Source organism: Streptomyces sp. NBC_00400 (assembly GCF_036048035.1).
Taxonomy (GTDB): Bacteria; Actinomycetota; Actinomycetes; order Streptomycetales; family Streptomycetaceae; genus Streptomyces.
Map to the genome: position 1 here is coordinate 7,596,714 of NZ_CP107940.1, position 14,540 is coordinate 7,611,253.

11 protein-coding genes and 1 riboswitch are annotated in these 14,540 nt (G+C 69.8%); of the genes, 8 read left to right on the plus strand and 3 right to left on the minus strand.

Annotated elements, in window-relative coordinates:
- The gene (locus OHS81_RS33455; protein WP_328389504.1) at positions 1 to 402 is read right to left on the minus strand and encodes a hypothetical protein; all 402 of its coding nucleotides are present in this window, start codon (positions 400 to 402) and stop codon (positions 1 to 3) included.
- Positions 403 to 564: 162 nt separating this feature from the next.
- Between OHS81_RS33455 and OHS81_RS33460 the strand changes: the two genes are divergently transcribed.
- Both OHS81_RS33460 and OHS81_RS33465 read left to right on the plus strand, forming a co-directional pair.
- A complete protein-coding gene (locus tag OHS81_RS33460) occupies positions 565 to 1,650 on the plus strand; it encodes a hypothetical protein (protein ID WP_328389506.1) in 1,086 nt (361 codons plus the stop codon).
- Positions 1,651 to 1,698: 48 nt separating this feature from the next.
- Positions 1,699 to 1,787, plus strand: a riboswitch (ZMP/ZTP riboswitch).
- A gap of 20 nt (positions 1,788 to 1,807) precedes the next feature.
- Entirely contained in the window at positions 1,808 to 2,656 is an 849-nt protein-coding gene (locus tag OHS81_RS33465; protein WP_328389508.1) for a bifunctional 5,10-methylenetetrahydrofolate dehydrogenase/5,10-methenyltetrahydrofolate cyclohydrolase, read from the plus strand.
- A gap of 611 nt (positions 2,657 to 3,267) precedes the next feature.
- On the opposite strand, the gene OHS81_RS33470 is transcribed toward OHS81_RS33465, so the two are convergent.
- Both OHS81_RS33470 and OHS81_RS33475 read right to left on the minus strand, forming a co-directional pair.
- Positions 3,268 to 4,425 carry an NAD(P)/FAD-dependent oxidoreductase gene (locus OHS81_RS33470; RefSeq protein WP_328389509.1) on the minus strand — a complete coding sequence of 386 codons (1,158 nt, stop codon included), beginning with the start codon at positions 4,423 to 4,425 and terminating at the stop codon, positions 3,268 to 3,270.
- Positions 4,422 to 4,742: a bifunctional 3-phenylpropionate/cinnamic acid dioxygenase ferredoxin subunit gene (locus tag OHS81_RS33475; protein ID WP_328389511.1), complete on the minus strand. Its 321-nt coding sequence runs from the start codon at positions 4,740 to 4,742 to the stop codon at positions 4,422 to 4,424. Before OHS81_RS33475 ends, OHS81_RS33470 begins: the two co-directional genes overlap by 4 nt.
- 282 nt (positions 4,743 to 5,024) lie before the next feature.
- Between OHS81_RS33475 and OHS81_RS33480 the strand changes: the two genes are divergently transcribed.
- From OHS81_RS33480 to OHS81_RS33505, 6 genes are all read left to right on the plus strand, one after another.
- Complete coding sequence (locus OHS81_RS33480; RefSeq protein WP_328389513.1) at positions 5,025 to 6,110, plus strand: S-(hydroxymethyl)mycothiol dehydrogenase; 1,086 nt, start codon at positions 5,025 to 5,027, stop codon at positions 6,108 to 6,110.
- 47 nt (positions 6,111 to 6,157) lie between these two features.
- Positions 6,158 to 8,653, plus strand: a complete 2,496-nt coding sequence (locus OHS81_RS33485) for a GcvT family protein (RefSeq protein WP_328389515.1) — start codon at positions 6,158 to 6,160, stop codon at positions 8,651 to 8,653.
- 60 nt (positions 8,654 to 8,713) lie between these two features.
- On the plus strand, positions 8,714 to 9,874 hold the full coding sequence (solA, locus tag OHS81_RS33490) for an N-methyl-L-tryptophan oxidase (protein ID WP_328389517.1): 1,161 nt from the start codon (positions 8,714 to 8,716) through the stop codon (positions 9,872 to 9,874).
- A 10-nt stretch (positions 9,875 to 9,884) separates the two neighbouring features.
- Positions 9,885 to 11,057, plus strand: coding sequence for an aromatic ring-hydroxylating oxygenase subunit alpha (locus OHS81_RS33495; RefSeq protein WP_328389519.1), 1,173 nt, complete (start codon positions 9,885 to 9,887; stop codon positions 11,055 to 11,057).
- A gap of 540 nt (positions 11,058 to 11,597) precedes the next feature.
- Positions 11,598 to 11,762 carry a thiomuracin/GE37468 family thiazolyl RiPP peptide gene (locus OHS81_RS33500; RefSeq protein ID WP_328389521.1) on the plus strand — a complete coding sequence of 55 codons (165 nt, stop codon included), beginning with the start codon at positions 11,598 to 11,600 and terminating at the stop codon, positions 11,760 to 11,762.
- A gap of 130 nt (positions 11,763 to 11,892) precedes the next feature.
- Entirely contained in the window at positions 11,893 to 14,526 is a 2,634-nt protein-coding gene (locus OHS81_RS33505) for a lantibiotic dehydratase (RefSeq protein ID WP_328389523.1), read from the plus strand.
- Positions 14,527 to 14,540 lie beyond the last annotated feature (14 nt).

Below are 14,540 nucleotides of genomic sequence, written 5' to 3' on the forward strand. Positions count from 1 at the left end.
TCAACGGTACTCCGGCTGGGGCGGCGTTTCAGACCGGGCTGCCGGGGCCGCCGGCGTACGCCGGGTTCCGGCGTCCAGGCGGGCGGAACGGGCCGCGGGGACCTGCGTCCTCGGCCCCGGAAGCACATCGGGCGCGCGATGGGGCCGCAGGGCGGTGAGGGCGGTCTCGGTCTCCTCCATCAGCGCGCGGTAGGAGACCAGCCGCTGCCACTCCGGGTCGGCAACCCCGGGCACGGTGGCGGCGCGCTCCGTCCACTGCTTCACCAGCCCGGCGTACACCGGTGTCTGCCGGAGGATGTCCGCGGTGATCCACCGCGGCATCTGCCCGGTGCGGGGGAGGGGGGTTCGTCCATGGCCTGCGACGGTGCCGCCTGCGACGGTGCCGGAAGAGGGGTCGCTCATGGCCGTAGAAACGATTCTTCCGCCCTGGGGTCACTGCGTATTTTTACCGCGGCCCGTACGTCTGCCGTGGAGGCAAGGGCGTATCTCTCTCGAATATCACCTTATGCAGTGATCTATAGCCGGGAAGCAGTCCAATCCGGGCGAGGAAACGTTGTCGCAGTCATGGAACCGAGGGAGTTGTGGGAGCGCCATGCCGTACTCGCACAGGCGTTTTGCAGCAGCGATGACGAGGTCCGCCATACGCAGGGACTTCTCGACGAGGCCGAGGCCCGCCGCTCGCGGACCCTGGCCGCCTTCGCCGTGACCGTGGGCAGCGACGCGGTGGTGGCGGAGCTGCTCGGCCTGGACGAGCGCGAAGTACGCCTGGCCCGCCGCACGGTGGGCAAGGAGGACGCCCGCGCGGTCGCCAAGAGCCTGCTCGCCCAGACCACGCGCGAGCAGCCCCCCGCCCAGCAGACCGCCACGCCTCCCGCCACGCCTCTCGCGACACCCCCCACGACACAGTCCACGACGCCCCCCGCGCCGCAGCCCGTGGGCCCGGCAACGGCGCCGCCCGCTGCCGCCCCCAACGCACCCCACGCCCCCCAGCCCCACGAGCCGGCCTGGGCGCCGGCTCTGGACGCGGTCCTGATGAGCAGCTGGCACAGCGGAGTTGACCTCACCGCCCTTGCCACCGAACTCGGGCTCGATGTCCGGCTCCTTGTGGCACGCGCACAACAGCTCGCCGCCGAGAGCCGTCCGGTGCAGTCGCCGCCACCGGACCGCACGGGCCGGCACCGCCGGCTGGCCCATCTTCCGCCTGCCCCGCAGCACGAGAGCACTTCTTCGACCTGGCGCGAGCGACCGCAGCAACCCCCGCGCGAGCCCTACGAGCAGGAGCCCTGGAAGCAACAGCCGTACCAGAACTACCGGGACCAGCAGGAGTACCAGGAGTACCGGGTGTACGAGGAGCATCCACAACAGCACCCGCAACACGTACAGCAACACCCGCAACAGCAACAGCTACAACAGCACCAGCAACACTCACTGAACCAGCACCAGCAACACTCACTGAACCAGCACCAGCAACCCTCACCGCATCACCAGCAACACTCACCGCATCAGCAGTATCAACAGGCCTCTCATGCCACCTGGGACGCCAATGCCATCACCGCTGCCCAGCACGACTGGGACGGCATCCTCAGTCAGTGGGAAGCCACCACCTCCCCCACGCCGCCGCTCTCCGCCCCTGGTCAAGGGGGTGTGTGACGGGCCCGCTCTCCCCGGCGCCCGGCGTCAGGGCGTCGATTAAAGTGGGCGCCGAGCCGTGACTGGCGCTTGGGTGGAGTACCACCGGGGAGCGGCTCGGCCACTTCTGGCCGGTGCCGCGCGCCTGGGCGATCCGACACCACGCTCAGGAGCACCGATGACCCCGACCGCCCGCCTCATGGACGGCAGCGCACTGGCCCGCCGTATCGTCGGACAGGCCGCGGAACGCGCGGCGGACCTCACCCGGCAGACCGGCACGTCCCCGTGTCTGGCCACCGTATTGGTGGGCGATGACCCCGCCTCGGTGACGTACGTCCGCATGAAGCGCGCCCGTTGCGAGAAGGCCGGGATCCGCTCCCGGCACGTCGCGCTCCCCGCCGCCACCACGACCGCCGAACTGGTCGACACGATCACCGCACTGTCGAACGACCCCGACGTCCACGGCATCCTGCTCCAGCACCCGGCCGGGCCGCACATCGACGAGCGCGCCGCCTTCGAGGCCATCGCCCCCGAGAAGGACGTCGACGGCGTCACCTGCCGCTCCTTCGCCGCGATGAGCTTCGGCCTGGACGGCTTCGCCTCCTGCACGCCCGGCGGCATCCTCCGCCTCCTGGATCACTACGACGTCGACCTGGCCGGCCGGCATGCCGTCGTGGTCGGGCGCAGTGCGATCCTCGGCAAGCCCGTCGGGATGCTGCTGCTCGCCCGCAACGCCACGGTCACCTATTGCCACTCCCGCACCACCGACCTCGCGTCGATCACCCAGGACGCCGACGTCCTGGTCGCCGCCGTGGGGCGGCCCCGGTTCCTGCGCGGCGAACACCTCAAGCCCGGGGCCGTCGTGATCGACGCCGGCTCGAACCCCGGCAACGTCGGTGATGTGGACTTCGACTCGGCGTGCACCCGCGCCTCCCTGATCACCCCGGTCCCCGGCGGCGTCGGCCCGATGACCATCGCCACCCTGCTCACCCAGACCGTCGATGCCGCTGCTGCCCAGCGGAGCTGACCGATACGCGCCGTTTTCGGCTCTCCCGCCGTGGGGGTTTCTCTTTGTTGCGCCTGGCGGCGGGCCCGTCCGCTGCGCTTTGCCTCCGCCCGTTTTTGGCTTTTCCGCCGTTGCGCCTGCGGCGGGCGGGGTCCGCTGCGCGGGGCGGGTCCGCTGCGCGGGGCTGTCGGGGTGCGGTGACGGGCCTGCGCGGGTGGGTGTCCGGACTGCTTCGCTTTACGTCCGGACACCCACCCGCTCCGGCCCGTCCCCTCCCGTTGGGGGTGGGGGAAGAAGGCCGGTGGGGGTGAACCTGGGTGGTCCGGTGCACCTCGTCGGCACGGGAAAACGGCCACGACCGTGGCCCGCCCCCACCCACATCCACTTCCCCACCCACGGGAGGGGACGGGCCGGAGGGGCCTGGTGTGTGGACGTAAAGCGAAGCAGTCCACACACCAGGCCCCGCAGGCCCGTCACCGCACCCACAGCCCCGCGCAGCGGACCCAGCCCGCCGCTGGGGGTACCTCCCACGCCCTTTAGGCAGTGGGGGAGCAACGGCGGGCGCACCGCGCAGCGGGCGACAAACGGCGAGCAACAACCACGGCGGGAAAGCCGAAAACGTGGGGCGGAGTTCAGGCGGTGAACGCCATTTCGCGACGCAGGCGCATGAAGGGGCGCGGGCGGTTGAGGGCGAGTACCGCGGTGGTGCGCCCGTCGCGTTCGTAACAGGCGAGGAAGCTGCGGTCGTCGGGGGAGCCTTCGAGGATGCGCGGGGTATCGGTGGGCAGCAGGCGGCCGGCGAACTGAAGGCGTACGCCGTACTGGTCGGACCAGAAGTACGGCAGGCTGTGGTGGGTGGCGACGGCGCTGCCGGCCAGCAGGTTCTGTGCGGCGACGGCGGCTTGTTCGGTGGCGCTGGTCCAGTGCTCGGCGCGGACGCCGTTCACCCGGGCGACGTCGCCGACGGCCACGACGGCGGGCAGCGGGGTGACACAGCCCGCGTCGCACAGCACACCGTCGTCGAGCGGCAGGGGGGAGTCCGCGAGCCAGTCGGTGTTGGGGCGCACCCCGATGCCCATGACGACCACCTCGGCGGGGAGCAGCCGGCCGTCGCTCAGCTCGACTGCGGTGACGCGGTTTTCGGTGCCGCCGCTGTGCAGCCGGGCGACACCGGTTCTGGTGAGCAGGGTGACGCCGTGGTCCGCATGGAGGGCGGAGCAGATCTCGGCCATGGCATGGCCGAGTTGGGGGACGAGGGGGAGCGGGGCGGCCTCGACCACGGTGACGTCATGGCCGAGGGCGGCGCAGGACGAGGCGACCTCGGCGCCGATGAAGCCGCCGCCGATCACCACGACCCGGACCGGCGGCGAGGACAGATCCGCACGGAGCGCCTGGGCGTCGTCGAGGGTGCGCAGGGTGTGGGCCCCGGCGGGCATCGGGCCGGGCAGCAGGCGCGGGGTGGCGCCGGTGGCGAGGACCACGCCGTCGGTGGTCAGGGAGCGGCCACCGTCGAGCAGGACCGTGCGCCCGCCGGTGTCGAGCCCGGTGGCCCGGGTGCCCAGCAGCCATTCGGCGTCCAGTTCGGCGATCTCCTCGGCGTCGGCCAGGGCCAGTTGACCCTGGTCGGTGGTGGTGCCGGTGAGGAAGTCCTTGGACAGCGGTGGCCTGTCGTACGGGCGGTGACACTCGTCCCCGACGATCACCAGGCGGCCGTCGAACCCCTGGGAACGCAGGGCCCGCGCGGCGTACAGACCCGCCAGCGAGGCCCCGATGACAGCGACCGACTTCATGCGGCGGTGCCCTCCTCGGCGGCGTGATGGACGTAGATCATGCCGTCCCGGACGGTCACGGGATGGGTGCGCACGGCCCGGCGGGCGGGCAGGCAGGTCGCCGCTCCGGTGCGGAGGTCGAAGGAGGCGGCGTGCAGCGGGCATTCGACCAGGCATCCTTCCAGCCAGCCGTCCGCCAGCGAGGCGTCCTGGTGGGTGCAGGTGTCGTCGATCGCGTACAGCTGCCCGTCGGTGTGGAAGACGGCGATCGGCGGTGCGGTGTCGATGCGTACGGACTCGCCTGCCGGCAGGTCGGCGAGAGGGCAGACAGGAATCACAGGACCCCCTGGTGCATTCGGAATCATCGAGTTTCGCGGAGCGCACGATGAAGCGCCATGCGCAACAGAATCCCGATGGTGGGCGGATGCGTCAAGCACTCCCGGGAATTGCCGGAACGAGGGCGGCGACGCCGGAGTTCCGGCTTCCCGGCTGTGCGCAGGGACGCGGCAAGTCCGTTGCCGAGAGCCGGCCCGTACCTCTTGACGCTGCCGATCCGGCGTTCCCACTATGTCTCTCATCGCGCAACCAGTCGTGCACTGCGCAACACTGAGGGGTAGGGCATGCCACACGAAGTCCATGCCGTCGTCGCGGCGAAACAAGGCGCACCCGTCGAGCTGCAGACGATTCTGGTGCCGGATCCCGGCCCCGGAGAAGTGCTCGTCGCCGTACAGGCATGCGGGGTCTGCCACACCGATCTGCACTACCGGGACGGTGCGATCAACGACGATTTCCCCTTCCTGCTGGGCCATGAGGCGGCCGGTGTCATCGAGGCGGTCGGCCCCGGCGTGACCGCCCTCGCCCCTGGTGACTACGTCGTCCTCGCCTGGCGGGCGCCCTGCGGCACCTGCCGGTCCTGCCGCCGCGGGCGGCCCTGGTACTGCTTCGACTCCGGCAACGCCGGCCAGCCGATGACGCTGCGGGACGGCACCCCGCTCGCCCCCGCGCTCGGCATCGGGGCGTTCGCCGAGAAGACCCTGGTGGCCGCCGGACAGGCGGTCAAGGTCGACCCCCACGCCCGCCCCGAAGCCGCCGGTCTCATCGGCTGCGGAGTGATGGCCGGGTACGGCGCGGCCGTGCACACCGGCGCGGTGGGCAGCGGGGACACCGTCGCCGTCATCGGCTGCGGCGGGGTGGGCAACGCGGCGATCGCCGGGGCGTCGATCGCCGGGGCGCGCCGGGTCATCGCGGTCGACATCGACGACCGGAAGCTGGACGGCGCGACCCGCTTCGGGGCCACCCACACCGTCAACTCCCGTGGCACGGACCCCATCGAGGCGGTGCGCCAACTGACCGGCGGCCATGGCGCGGATGTGGTGATCGACGCGGTCGGCCGCCCCGAGACCTACCGGCAGGGGTTCTACCTGCGCGACCTCGCCGGGACCCTGGTCCAGGTCGGCGTCCCCGACCCGGACATGCGTATCGACCTGCCGCTGATCGATCTCTTCGCGCGCGGCGGCGCCCTGAAGTCCTCCTGGTACGGCGACTGCCTGCCCAGCCGCGACTTCCCCGTGCTCATCGACCGCTACCTCAGCGGACGGCTCGACCTCGACGGATTCGTCACCGAGACGATCGCCCTGGACGAGGTGGAGTCCGCGTTCGACAAGATGCGCGACGGCCGGGTACTGCGCTCCGTCGTGGTCATCTGACGGCGTACCGCCCACCGCCGACCACCCCGACCAGCAGGAGGAGGGTCATGTCCCGCACGCCCGCACACCGTTCCCGTGTGGTTGTCATCGGTGCCGGCATCGTCGGCTGCTCGCTCGCCGACGAGCTGACCGCCCGCGGCTGGACCGAGGTCACCGTCCTCGACCAGGGCCCGCTGCCGGCCCCCGGCGGCTCCACCTCGCACGCCCCCGGCCTGGTCTTCCGGACCGGCCCGTCCAAGACCATGACCGAGTTCGCCGCCTACACCGTCGAGAAGTTCGGCTCCCTGGAGGTGGACGGGCTGCCCTGTTTCCACCCCGTCGGCGGCCTGGAGATCGCCACCACCGAGGCCCGCTGGGCCGATCTGCACCGCAAGGCCGGACTCGCCGCCTCCTGGGGCGTACGCGGTGAACTGCTCTCCCCGCAGCAGTGCAAGGAGCTGTGGCCGATGCTCGACGAGACCGTGCTGCACGGCGGTTTCCACACCCCCGACGACGGACTGGCCCGCGCGGTGCTCGCCTGCCGCGCCCAGATCGCCCGGGCCGAGAGCCGCGGCGCCCGCTTCCTGGAGCGGCACACCGTCACCGGCATCGAGCGGGAGGACGGCCGCGTCACCGGCGTCGTCACCGACCGCGGCACCTTCCCCGCCGACCATGTCGTCTCGGCCGCCGGCTTCTGGGGCCCGGTGATCGGCGCGATGGCCGGTGTAGACGTACCGCTGCTGCCGCTGGCCCACCAGTACGCCACCACCGAGCCGCTGCCCGAGCTCGACGGCGTCAACGCCCCCCGTAGCGAGGCGAGCAAGCCGATCCTGCGCTTCCAGGACCGTGACCTCTACTTCCGCGAGCACCACGACCGGCTCGGCATCGGCTCCTACGCCCACCGTCCGATGCCCGTCGACCCCTTCACCGTCCCCGCCTTCGACGAAGTTCCCGTGATGCCGTCCTCGCTGCCCTTCACCGAGGACGACTTCGCCCCGAGCTGGCAGGACAGCGTCGGACTGCTGCCCGCCCTGGGCGCCTCGCGGGTGGCCGAGGGCTTCAACGGCGTCTTCTCCTTCACCCCCGACGGCATGCCGGTCCTCGGCGAATCCCGTGAACTGCGCGGATTCTGGCTCGCCGAGGCGGTCTGGGTCACCCACTCGGCGGGCGTCGCCAAGGCCGTCGCCGAGTGGATGACGGACGGCCGGCCGGGAATCGACATTCATGAGTGCGACCTCTACCGATTCGAGGACGCCCAGCGCTCGCCCGCCTACGTCGCCGACCGCGGCGCCCAGAGCTTCATCGAGGTCTATGACGTCATCCACCCGCTGCAGCCCATGGAGCAGCCGCGGCCGCTGCGCACCAGCCCCTTCTACCCACGGCAGCAGGAGCTCGGCGCGTACTTCCTGGAGGCCGGTGGCTGGGAGCGCCCGCACTGGTACGAGGCCAACGCCCCGCTCACCGAGGGGCTGACCCTCCCCGAGCGCGACGCCTGGTCCGCCCGCTACTGGTCGCCGATCGCCGCCGCCGAGGCCAGGGCCACCCGCGAAAGGGTCGCCCTGTACGACATGACCCCGCTGCGCAGGCTGGAGGTCACCGGGCCCGGCGCCCTCGCCTTCCTCCAGCGCATGACCAGCAACAACCTCGCGAAGAAGCCGGGCGCGGTCACCTACACCCTGCTCCTGGACGAGACCGGCGGCATCCGCTCCGACCTCACCGTCGCCCGGCTGGCCCCCGACCGCTTCCAGGTCGGCGCCAACAGCGCATCCGACCTCGACTGGCTGCTGCGGCACGCTCCCGACGAGGGAGTGCAGGTCCGCGACATCACCTCCGGCACCTGCTGCATCGGCGTCTGGGGCCCGCTCGCCCGCGACCTGGTCCAGCCACTCACCCGCGACGACTTCTCCCACGAGGCCTTCGGCTACTTCAGGGCCAGGCAGACCCATCTCGGACACGTCCCGGTCACCGCGATGCGGCTCAGCTATGTCGGCGAGCTCGGCTGGGAGCTGTACACCACCGCCGACCTGGGACTGCGCCTGTGGGACACGCTCTGGGAGGCCGGCCGGGAGCACGGGGTGATCGCCGCCGGCCGCAGCGCCTTCAACAGTCTCCGGCTGGAGAAGGGTTACCGCTCCTGGGGCCATGACATGACCACCGAGCACGACCCGTACGAGGCCGGTGTCGGCTTCGCCGTCCGCCCCGCCAAGGGCGACTTCCTCGGCCGCGACGCACTCGAGGGCCGCAGCGAGGAGACCGCGGCGCGCAAGCTCAGCTGCCTCACCCTCGACGACCCCGAGGCCGTCGTCCTCGGCAAGGAACCGGTCTACGCCCCCACTCCCGACTCCGCTCGAACGGGAGGTGCCCCCACCGGCCTCCCGGCCGGCTATGTCACCTCCGCCGCCTACGGCTACACCCTCGGCCGGGCCATCGCCTACGCCTGGCTGCCGGCCGCCGCGGCAGCACCCGGCACCCCCGTCCACATCGAGTACTTCGGCCGGAAGATCCCCGCGACCGTCGCCCGGGAACCCCTCTTCGACCCGCAGATGGAACGCATCCGCAGGTAGCCGTCCTCCGTTGGTCCACCGGTGATCCGCTCGTCCCCCGTACGCAGAAGGAGCAACCGCATGGCTCCCACCTACGACGTCATCGTCCTCGGCCTCGGCGGCATGGGCAGCGCCGCCGCCCACCATCTCGCCGCCCGCGGTGCCCGGGTCCTGGGCCTGGAGAAGTTCGGCCCGGTGCACCACCGCGGCTCCAGCCACGGTGGTTCCCGTATCACCCGGCAGTCCTACTTCGAGGACCCCGCCTACGTACCGCTGCTGCTGCGCTCCTACGAGCTGTACGAGAAGCTGGAGCGGGAGACCGGCCGCGAGATCGCCACCCTCTGCGGCGGGGTGATGATCGGCCGCCCCGACAGCCGCACCGTCGCCGGCAGTCTGGCATCCGCCCGCCAGTGGGATCTCCCGCACGAGATGCTTGGCCCCGAGGAGATCCGCCGCCGCTTCCCGACCCTCACCCCCGCCGGGGACGAGGTCGCGCTGTACGAGGCACGGGCGGGCCTGGTCCGGCCGGAGTACACCGTCGCCGCGCAGATCCAGCTGGCCGGCCGGGACGGTGCCGAGCTGCACTTCGAGGAACCCGTCACCCGCTGGGAGGAGCTGCCCGGCGGTTCCGGGGTCCGCGTCCACACCCCCGAAGACACCTACACCGCGGGCCAGTTGGTGATCTGCCCGGGAGCCTGGGCACCCCAGCTGCTCACCGACCTGGGCGTGCCGTTCACCATCGAACGGCAGGTCATGTACTGGTTCGCCCCCGACGGCGGCACCGCGCCCTTCGTCCCCGAACGGCACCCGGTCTACATCTGGGAGGACGACCGGGGCGTGCAGGTCTACGGCTTCCCGTCGATCGACGGCCCCGGGGGCGGCGCCAAGGTCGCGTTCTTCCGCAAGGGCACCGTCTGCACTCCGGAGACCATCGAACGCACGGTGCACGACCACGAGGTACGGGCCATGGCCGACCAGATGCGCCCCCGCATCCCCGCCCTCCCCGGCCGCTTCCTCAAGGCCGCCACCTGCATGTACTCCAACACTCCCGACGAGCACTTCGTGATCACCCGGCACCCCGCCCACCCGGAGACCGTGACCGTCGCCTGCGGATTCTCCGGACACGGCTTCAAGTTCGTCCCCGTGGTCGGCGAGATCGTCGCCGACCTCGCGCTGACCGGGGCCACCGCGCACCCCATCGAGCTGTTCGACCCCCGCCGGCCCGCCGCCGCGGGCGCTTGAGGAGACCGCCATGACGACCACCCACACCGAGACCGCCCCGGCCGCGGCCACTTCGCCCGCGGCCGGTGCCTCCCCGAGTCTGATCGCCACCCTCGCCGGCCCTTACTACACCGACCCCGGCATCTTCCGCCAGGAGCAGGAGAAGATCTTCGAGCGGTTGTGGTTCTGCGCGGTCCGCAGCGCCGACCTGGGAAAGCCCGGCGCCTTCCGTACGGTCTCCATCGGCCGGGAGAGCGTCCTGATCACCCGTAACCGCGCCGGAGAGCTGCGCGCCTTCCTCAACATCTGCCGGCACCGAGGCGCGCAGCTGTGCACCGAGGAGTCCGGCGAGGTCCGCCGCAACCTCCAGTGCCCGTACCACGCCTGGACCTACGACCTCGACGGCCGCCTGGTGGCCGCCCCCAACCTGCAGAGGATGCCGGACATCGACCGCGGCGAACGCTCTCTGGTCACCGTCCCGCTCCGCGAATGGCTCGGCTACGCCTGGGTGTGCCTGGCCGACGAGCCGCCGTCCTTCGAGGACACCGTGATCGGCGCGGCCGTCGAGCGGCTGGGCGACGCCGCCTGTCTCGACCGCTACCGCACCGAAGGGCTCGCCCTCGGCAGGCGCTTCACCTATGACGTGCACGCCAACTGGAAGCTCATCATCGAGAACTTCATGGAGTGCTACCACTGCGGCACCATCCACCCCGAACTCACCGACGTTCTCCCGGAGTTCGCCGACGGATTCGCCGCCCAGTACTACGTCGGCCACGGCGCGGCCTTCTCCGAGGAGACCACCGGATTCACCGTGGACGGCACCGAGGGCTTCGGCCGGCTCCCCGGTATCGAGGACACCCAGGACCGCCGCTACTACGCGATCACCGTCCGGCCGCAGGTGTTCGTCAACCTCGTCCCGGACCATGTCATCGTCCACCGGATGTTCCCGATGGCCCCCGACCGCACCGTCGTCGAGTGCGACTGGCTGTATCTGCCCGAGGTCGTCGACTCCGGCGCCGACCTCTCCAAGTCCGTCGAGCTCTTCCACCGGGTCAACTCCCAGGACTTCGACGCCTGCGAGCGCACCCAGCCCGCGATGAGCTCGCGCGCCTACCGCACCGGCGGGGTACTGGTGCCCAGCGAGCACCACATCGGCGCCTTCCACCAGTGGGTCACGGACTGCCTGGAGGAGACGCGCGCCTGAGCTGTTCATCGAACCGAGGGCCGCTGAGGGGCCGCGTGCACCGGGCTCCTGCGCTCGCCGCGGACCACACCTTCGTCCTCTGCCGGCTCACCTGTCACCCTTTCGCCTCCCGCCCGGTTCCGGTCCCCACTGCGCCGTACCGGAGCTGAACCCGACGGCCTTTGCCGCGCACTCGCTCCACCCGACCGGCACCATTTAACGCCGCCACCCGCATGGCCTGATTCCATACCGGCAGACGCGTTGTTCAGACGCATTCAGAAACCGGTGTGACACGACGAGATGCAGCCCTCGGCGACAGCGCGTGGTCGATGCCTGCCTGTCGCGTAATATCGGAATCAATAGTTCCGCAAAAGCAGCCTTCCCTCCTTGACCGGAACCTGCATCACCACATTCTTGGACCGGTGGCATTGGTCATCGGATGCTGTTAGCGTCATTGCCTGCGACACATCGAGGGTCGGCAAGACTTGGCTGACGCTCCTTGCCAGTATTACTGCCTTCATTCGGTGGTAATTTCTATTCCCGTTACGGAAGGAGTCGTAGGTGGAAAGCACCGAGTTCGATTTCGATATCGATGACATCCCTTCGGATGTATTCGAGCTGGCTGACCGTGGGCTCACGGTGGAGTCGTTGACCAGCGGTCATGGGCTGGTCGAGAACGGCGCTTCGTCGCCGAGTTGCGGAAGCTCCTGTTCGTCGCTGCCGTAGCCAAAAGGGCGGGCGTCAGGACGGCCACCGTTCTGGCGCCTGCCGTTGGCGCCCCGTGGCAGTTCGGCGGCACGGGCGTCCCGCGGCGTGAAGATTCTGGGCATGGGCGGGCTTCAGGCAAGGATGATGCGTGACTTCATACTCCGTCGGGGAATCCTTTTTCGTGCGCTTCTGCGGGCTCCCCGTATCGGTGCTGGAAGAATTGACTCAGCGGCGTTCCTGGGGGCTGGTCGAAGAGATTCAGGCGCTGGACGAGGCATTGAATGCCGACGCCGAAACCCTGAAGGGCGCGCTGTATTCCGAAATCGGTGGGCTTGCCAACTCCGCATCGAAACCCCGCCTGGTGGCATTGAGGCGCTGCGTCCATCAACGACGCTTTCCCGCCAAAGGTGAATGGGGTGCGAACGTCGCGAGTGCCCTCTCTGGTGAAGTGGTGTCTCAAGTCGAACAGTGGCTGATACGCATGGGTCAACGCGAATCGGCCCTGGAAGAACTCTTTTTGGCCGTAGAGCAGGAAACGCATGACGAAACGAGGATCCTCCTCAAAGCAGCCAATGACCCAGTGTTCCGACATGCCCTATCTCAGGCCAGTCCCGCCCTGCTGGACGAGTTGCTGCGCCTCGAACTCGCCGCACAACCGAAGCTGCGGCGGCGCACGGCGATCGGATTGACGAAGTTCCTATCCCGAGCGGCGACCAAGACCAGTCCGTACAGCACCTTCACCGCAACGGCCGCTGGAACCTGGGCCGACACCGGGCCGCTCTTCTCCTCATCGGGTAGCGACGAGCTGCGCTGCGTACTCGAACTGGACCGTATGGTCTTGGAGCAGACCGTCCATTCCCTTCTCGCTGACGGGAAGTCGAGCGACGCCTTGCGGATCCGGCCGAATCCCAGCCTGAACGAATGCGACGGCCGGTACACCTTCCTCGGCCGAAGACCGGCGGAGTCGTTGGTGGCCATACCCGCATCCCGGGAAGTCCGGGAGTGTCTAAGGATCGTCGGCGACGGATGCACAGTGAAGCATCTGCACAGCACACTGGCTGCACGCACCCCGCAGCAGTCGGCGGCGGCAGCAGCGTTCTGCGCACAGCTTGTCCGGATCGGCGTCTTGGAGTACGAATCGCCGGTGCCGGACCAGTCGGAGAGGCCGCTGGACGACCTCGTCCGGTTCCTCGGTACCACGGCGTCGGACCAGCATCGGACGGTCACGCCCTTGCTGGTGTCCCTGCGCGAGAGACTTCACGAGGACCCCTCACCGACGGCCGTTGCCCCGTACCGGGAGCAACAGCGCGCGATCTCCTCCCTGGTCGCCGACATCGGGCAGGAATTGGGGCTCGACTGGCCGAAGGCTGACGTTCTGCGCAAGGTCGCCTTTCACGAAAACGCTGTCCGCATCGGGGGCGACATCACCTGCTCGGCTCCTCAATGGCGGCCGGTGCTGGATGACCTTGACGTGCTGCGCCGCTGGCTTGCCCTGCACGATCGCATGCTGCCGGTCCGCATCGCGCTCACCGCCTATGCCCGACACCGCTTCGGCACCGGAGCAAGCGTTCCGTTCCTTGCCTTGCATGCGGGGGTGCAGGCCGACCTCGCACGCGAGGACGCGGACTGCCCGGACTGGTTGCTCCCGTTGCGTCCCTTCCTTCAGCTCAGTAATCCGGTCCCGGCTGACGAGCTGGAGCGGAGCCCGGTGCCGCCATTGAATCGGCTGCACCGACTGCGTCGCGAGTCCCTGGAAACCGTGCTGTCGGGCGACCGACAGGAAGACGGTGTCCTGCGCACCGACCCCGCGGCCTTGACGGAACTGTCATCTCAGTGGCCTGACTGGGTCCGCACGCCGGGATCGATCGCCTGCTACTTACAGCCGTACACCGTGAACGGCGAGCTGAAAGCCGTGGTGAACACCATCAGCGGCGGATACGGGAAGGGGCGGGGGCGATGGTTGCGCTTGCTGGACCAGGCCGGCGGGTGCATCGATGCCGCGCCACGCCCTGACCACGACGCGCAGTCTCCGCTTCTCGCCGAGATGTCCGGCACCTTCGGCGTGTCCGTGAACCTGCGGAGGCCAGCTGCCCCGTATGAACTCGACTACCCGTACACCACCAGCACCCGCCCCGAGGATCAGCGGATCCCCCTCAACGATCTCCTCGTGCGGCATGTGGCGTCGGGTGCGAGGCTCGAATTGTGGTCGCGTTCCAAGGGCCGGCGGGTGCAAGCCGCGCATCTGGGTATGATGGCTGATCCGTTGCTGCCGCCTGCGGCCCGCTTGCTGTTCGCGGCGTTCGGGCAGTCCTATCTGCTGCACCCGAGCCTTTCGCTGCTCAAGCCCCGAGAGGTCTCCGAGCCCTCGGACGTCTCTTTCCAACCCCGGGTCGAGGTGGGCAGGGCCGTCGTGCAGCGGGCCGAATGGTCGGCCCCGATCGCGTGCGTACCACAGGAGCGCACCGGCGAACCGGACGGCGCATATCTGCTGCGCTTGGCGGAATGGCTCCGTGCCCATGGGATACCCCGGCGCTGCTTCGTCCGCTTGTATGCGACAGATGGTGACTGGGTGAGCCGGGTGTTCGTGAAGTCCAGAAAGCCCATGTTCCTCGACTTCGCCAGCCTGTCGATGGTGGCCGTCTTGAGGAACATGACCAAGGGGTTCAGCGGCAGAGTCGGCTTCGAGGAGGCTCTGCCCGATCCTTCGGCACCGTCCCCGTTCGAGTGCGGCGTGCCCAGAGTCGCCGAGTTCGTTGTCGAACTGACCGCGGAGGGCTCCTGATGCGCCGCGAACTC

Excerpts from the sequence above, each read along its gene's own strand:
- solA (WP_328389517.1), top strand. The coding sequence starts at position 8,714 with ATGGCTCCCACCTACGACGTCATCGTCCTCGGCCTCGGCGGCATGGGC.
- OHS81_RS33455 (WP_328389504.1), bottom strand. The coding sequence starts at position 402 with ATGAGCGACCCCTCTTCCGGCACCGTCGCAGGCGGCACCGTCGCAGGC.
- OHS81_RS33465 (WP_328389508.1), top strand. The coding sequence starts at position 1,808 with ATGACCCCGACCGCCCGCCTCATGGACGGCAGCGCACTGGCCCGCCGT.
- OHS81_RS33485 (WP_328389515.1), top strand. The coding sequence starts at position 6,158 with ATGTCCCGCACGCCCGCACACCGTTCCCGTGTGGTTGTCATCGGTGCC.
- OHS81_RS33480 (WP_328389513.1), top strand. The coding sequence starts at position 5,025 with ATGCCACACGAAGTCCATGCCGTCGTCGCGGCGAAACAAGGCGCACCC.
- OHS81_RS33495 (WP_328389519.1), top strand. The coding sequence starts at position 9,885 with ATGACGACCACCCACACCGAGACCGCCCCGGCCGCGGCCACTTCGCCC.
- OHS81_RS33470 (WP_328389509.1), bottom strand. The coding sequence starts at position 4,425 with ATGAAGTCGGTCGCTGTCATCGGGGCCTCGCTGGCGGGTCTGTACGCC.
- OHS81_RS33460 (WP_328389506.1), top strand. The coding sequence starts at position 565 with ATGGAACCGAGGGAGTTGTGGGAGCGCCATGCCGTACTCGCACAGGCG.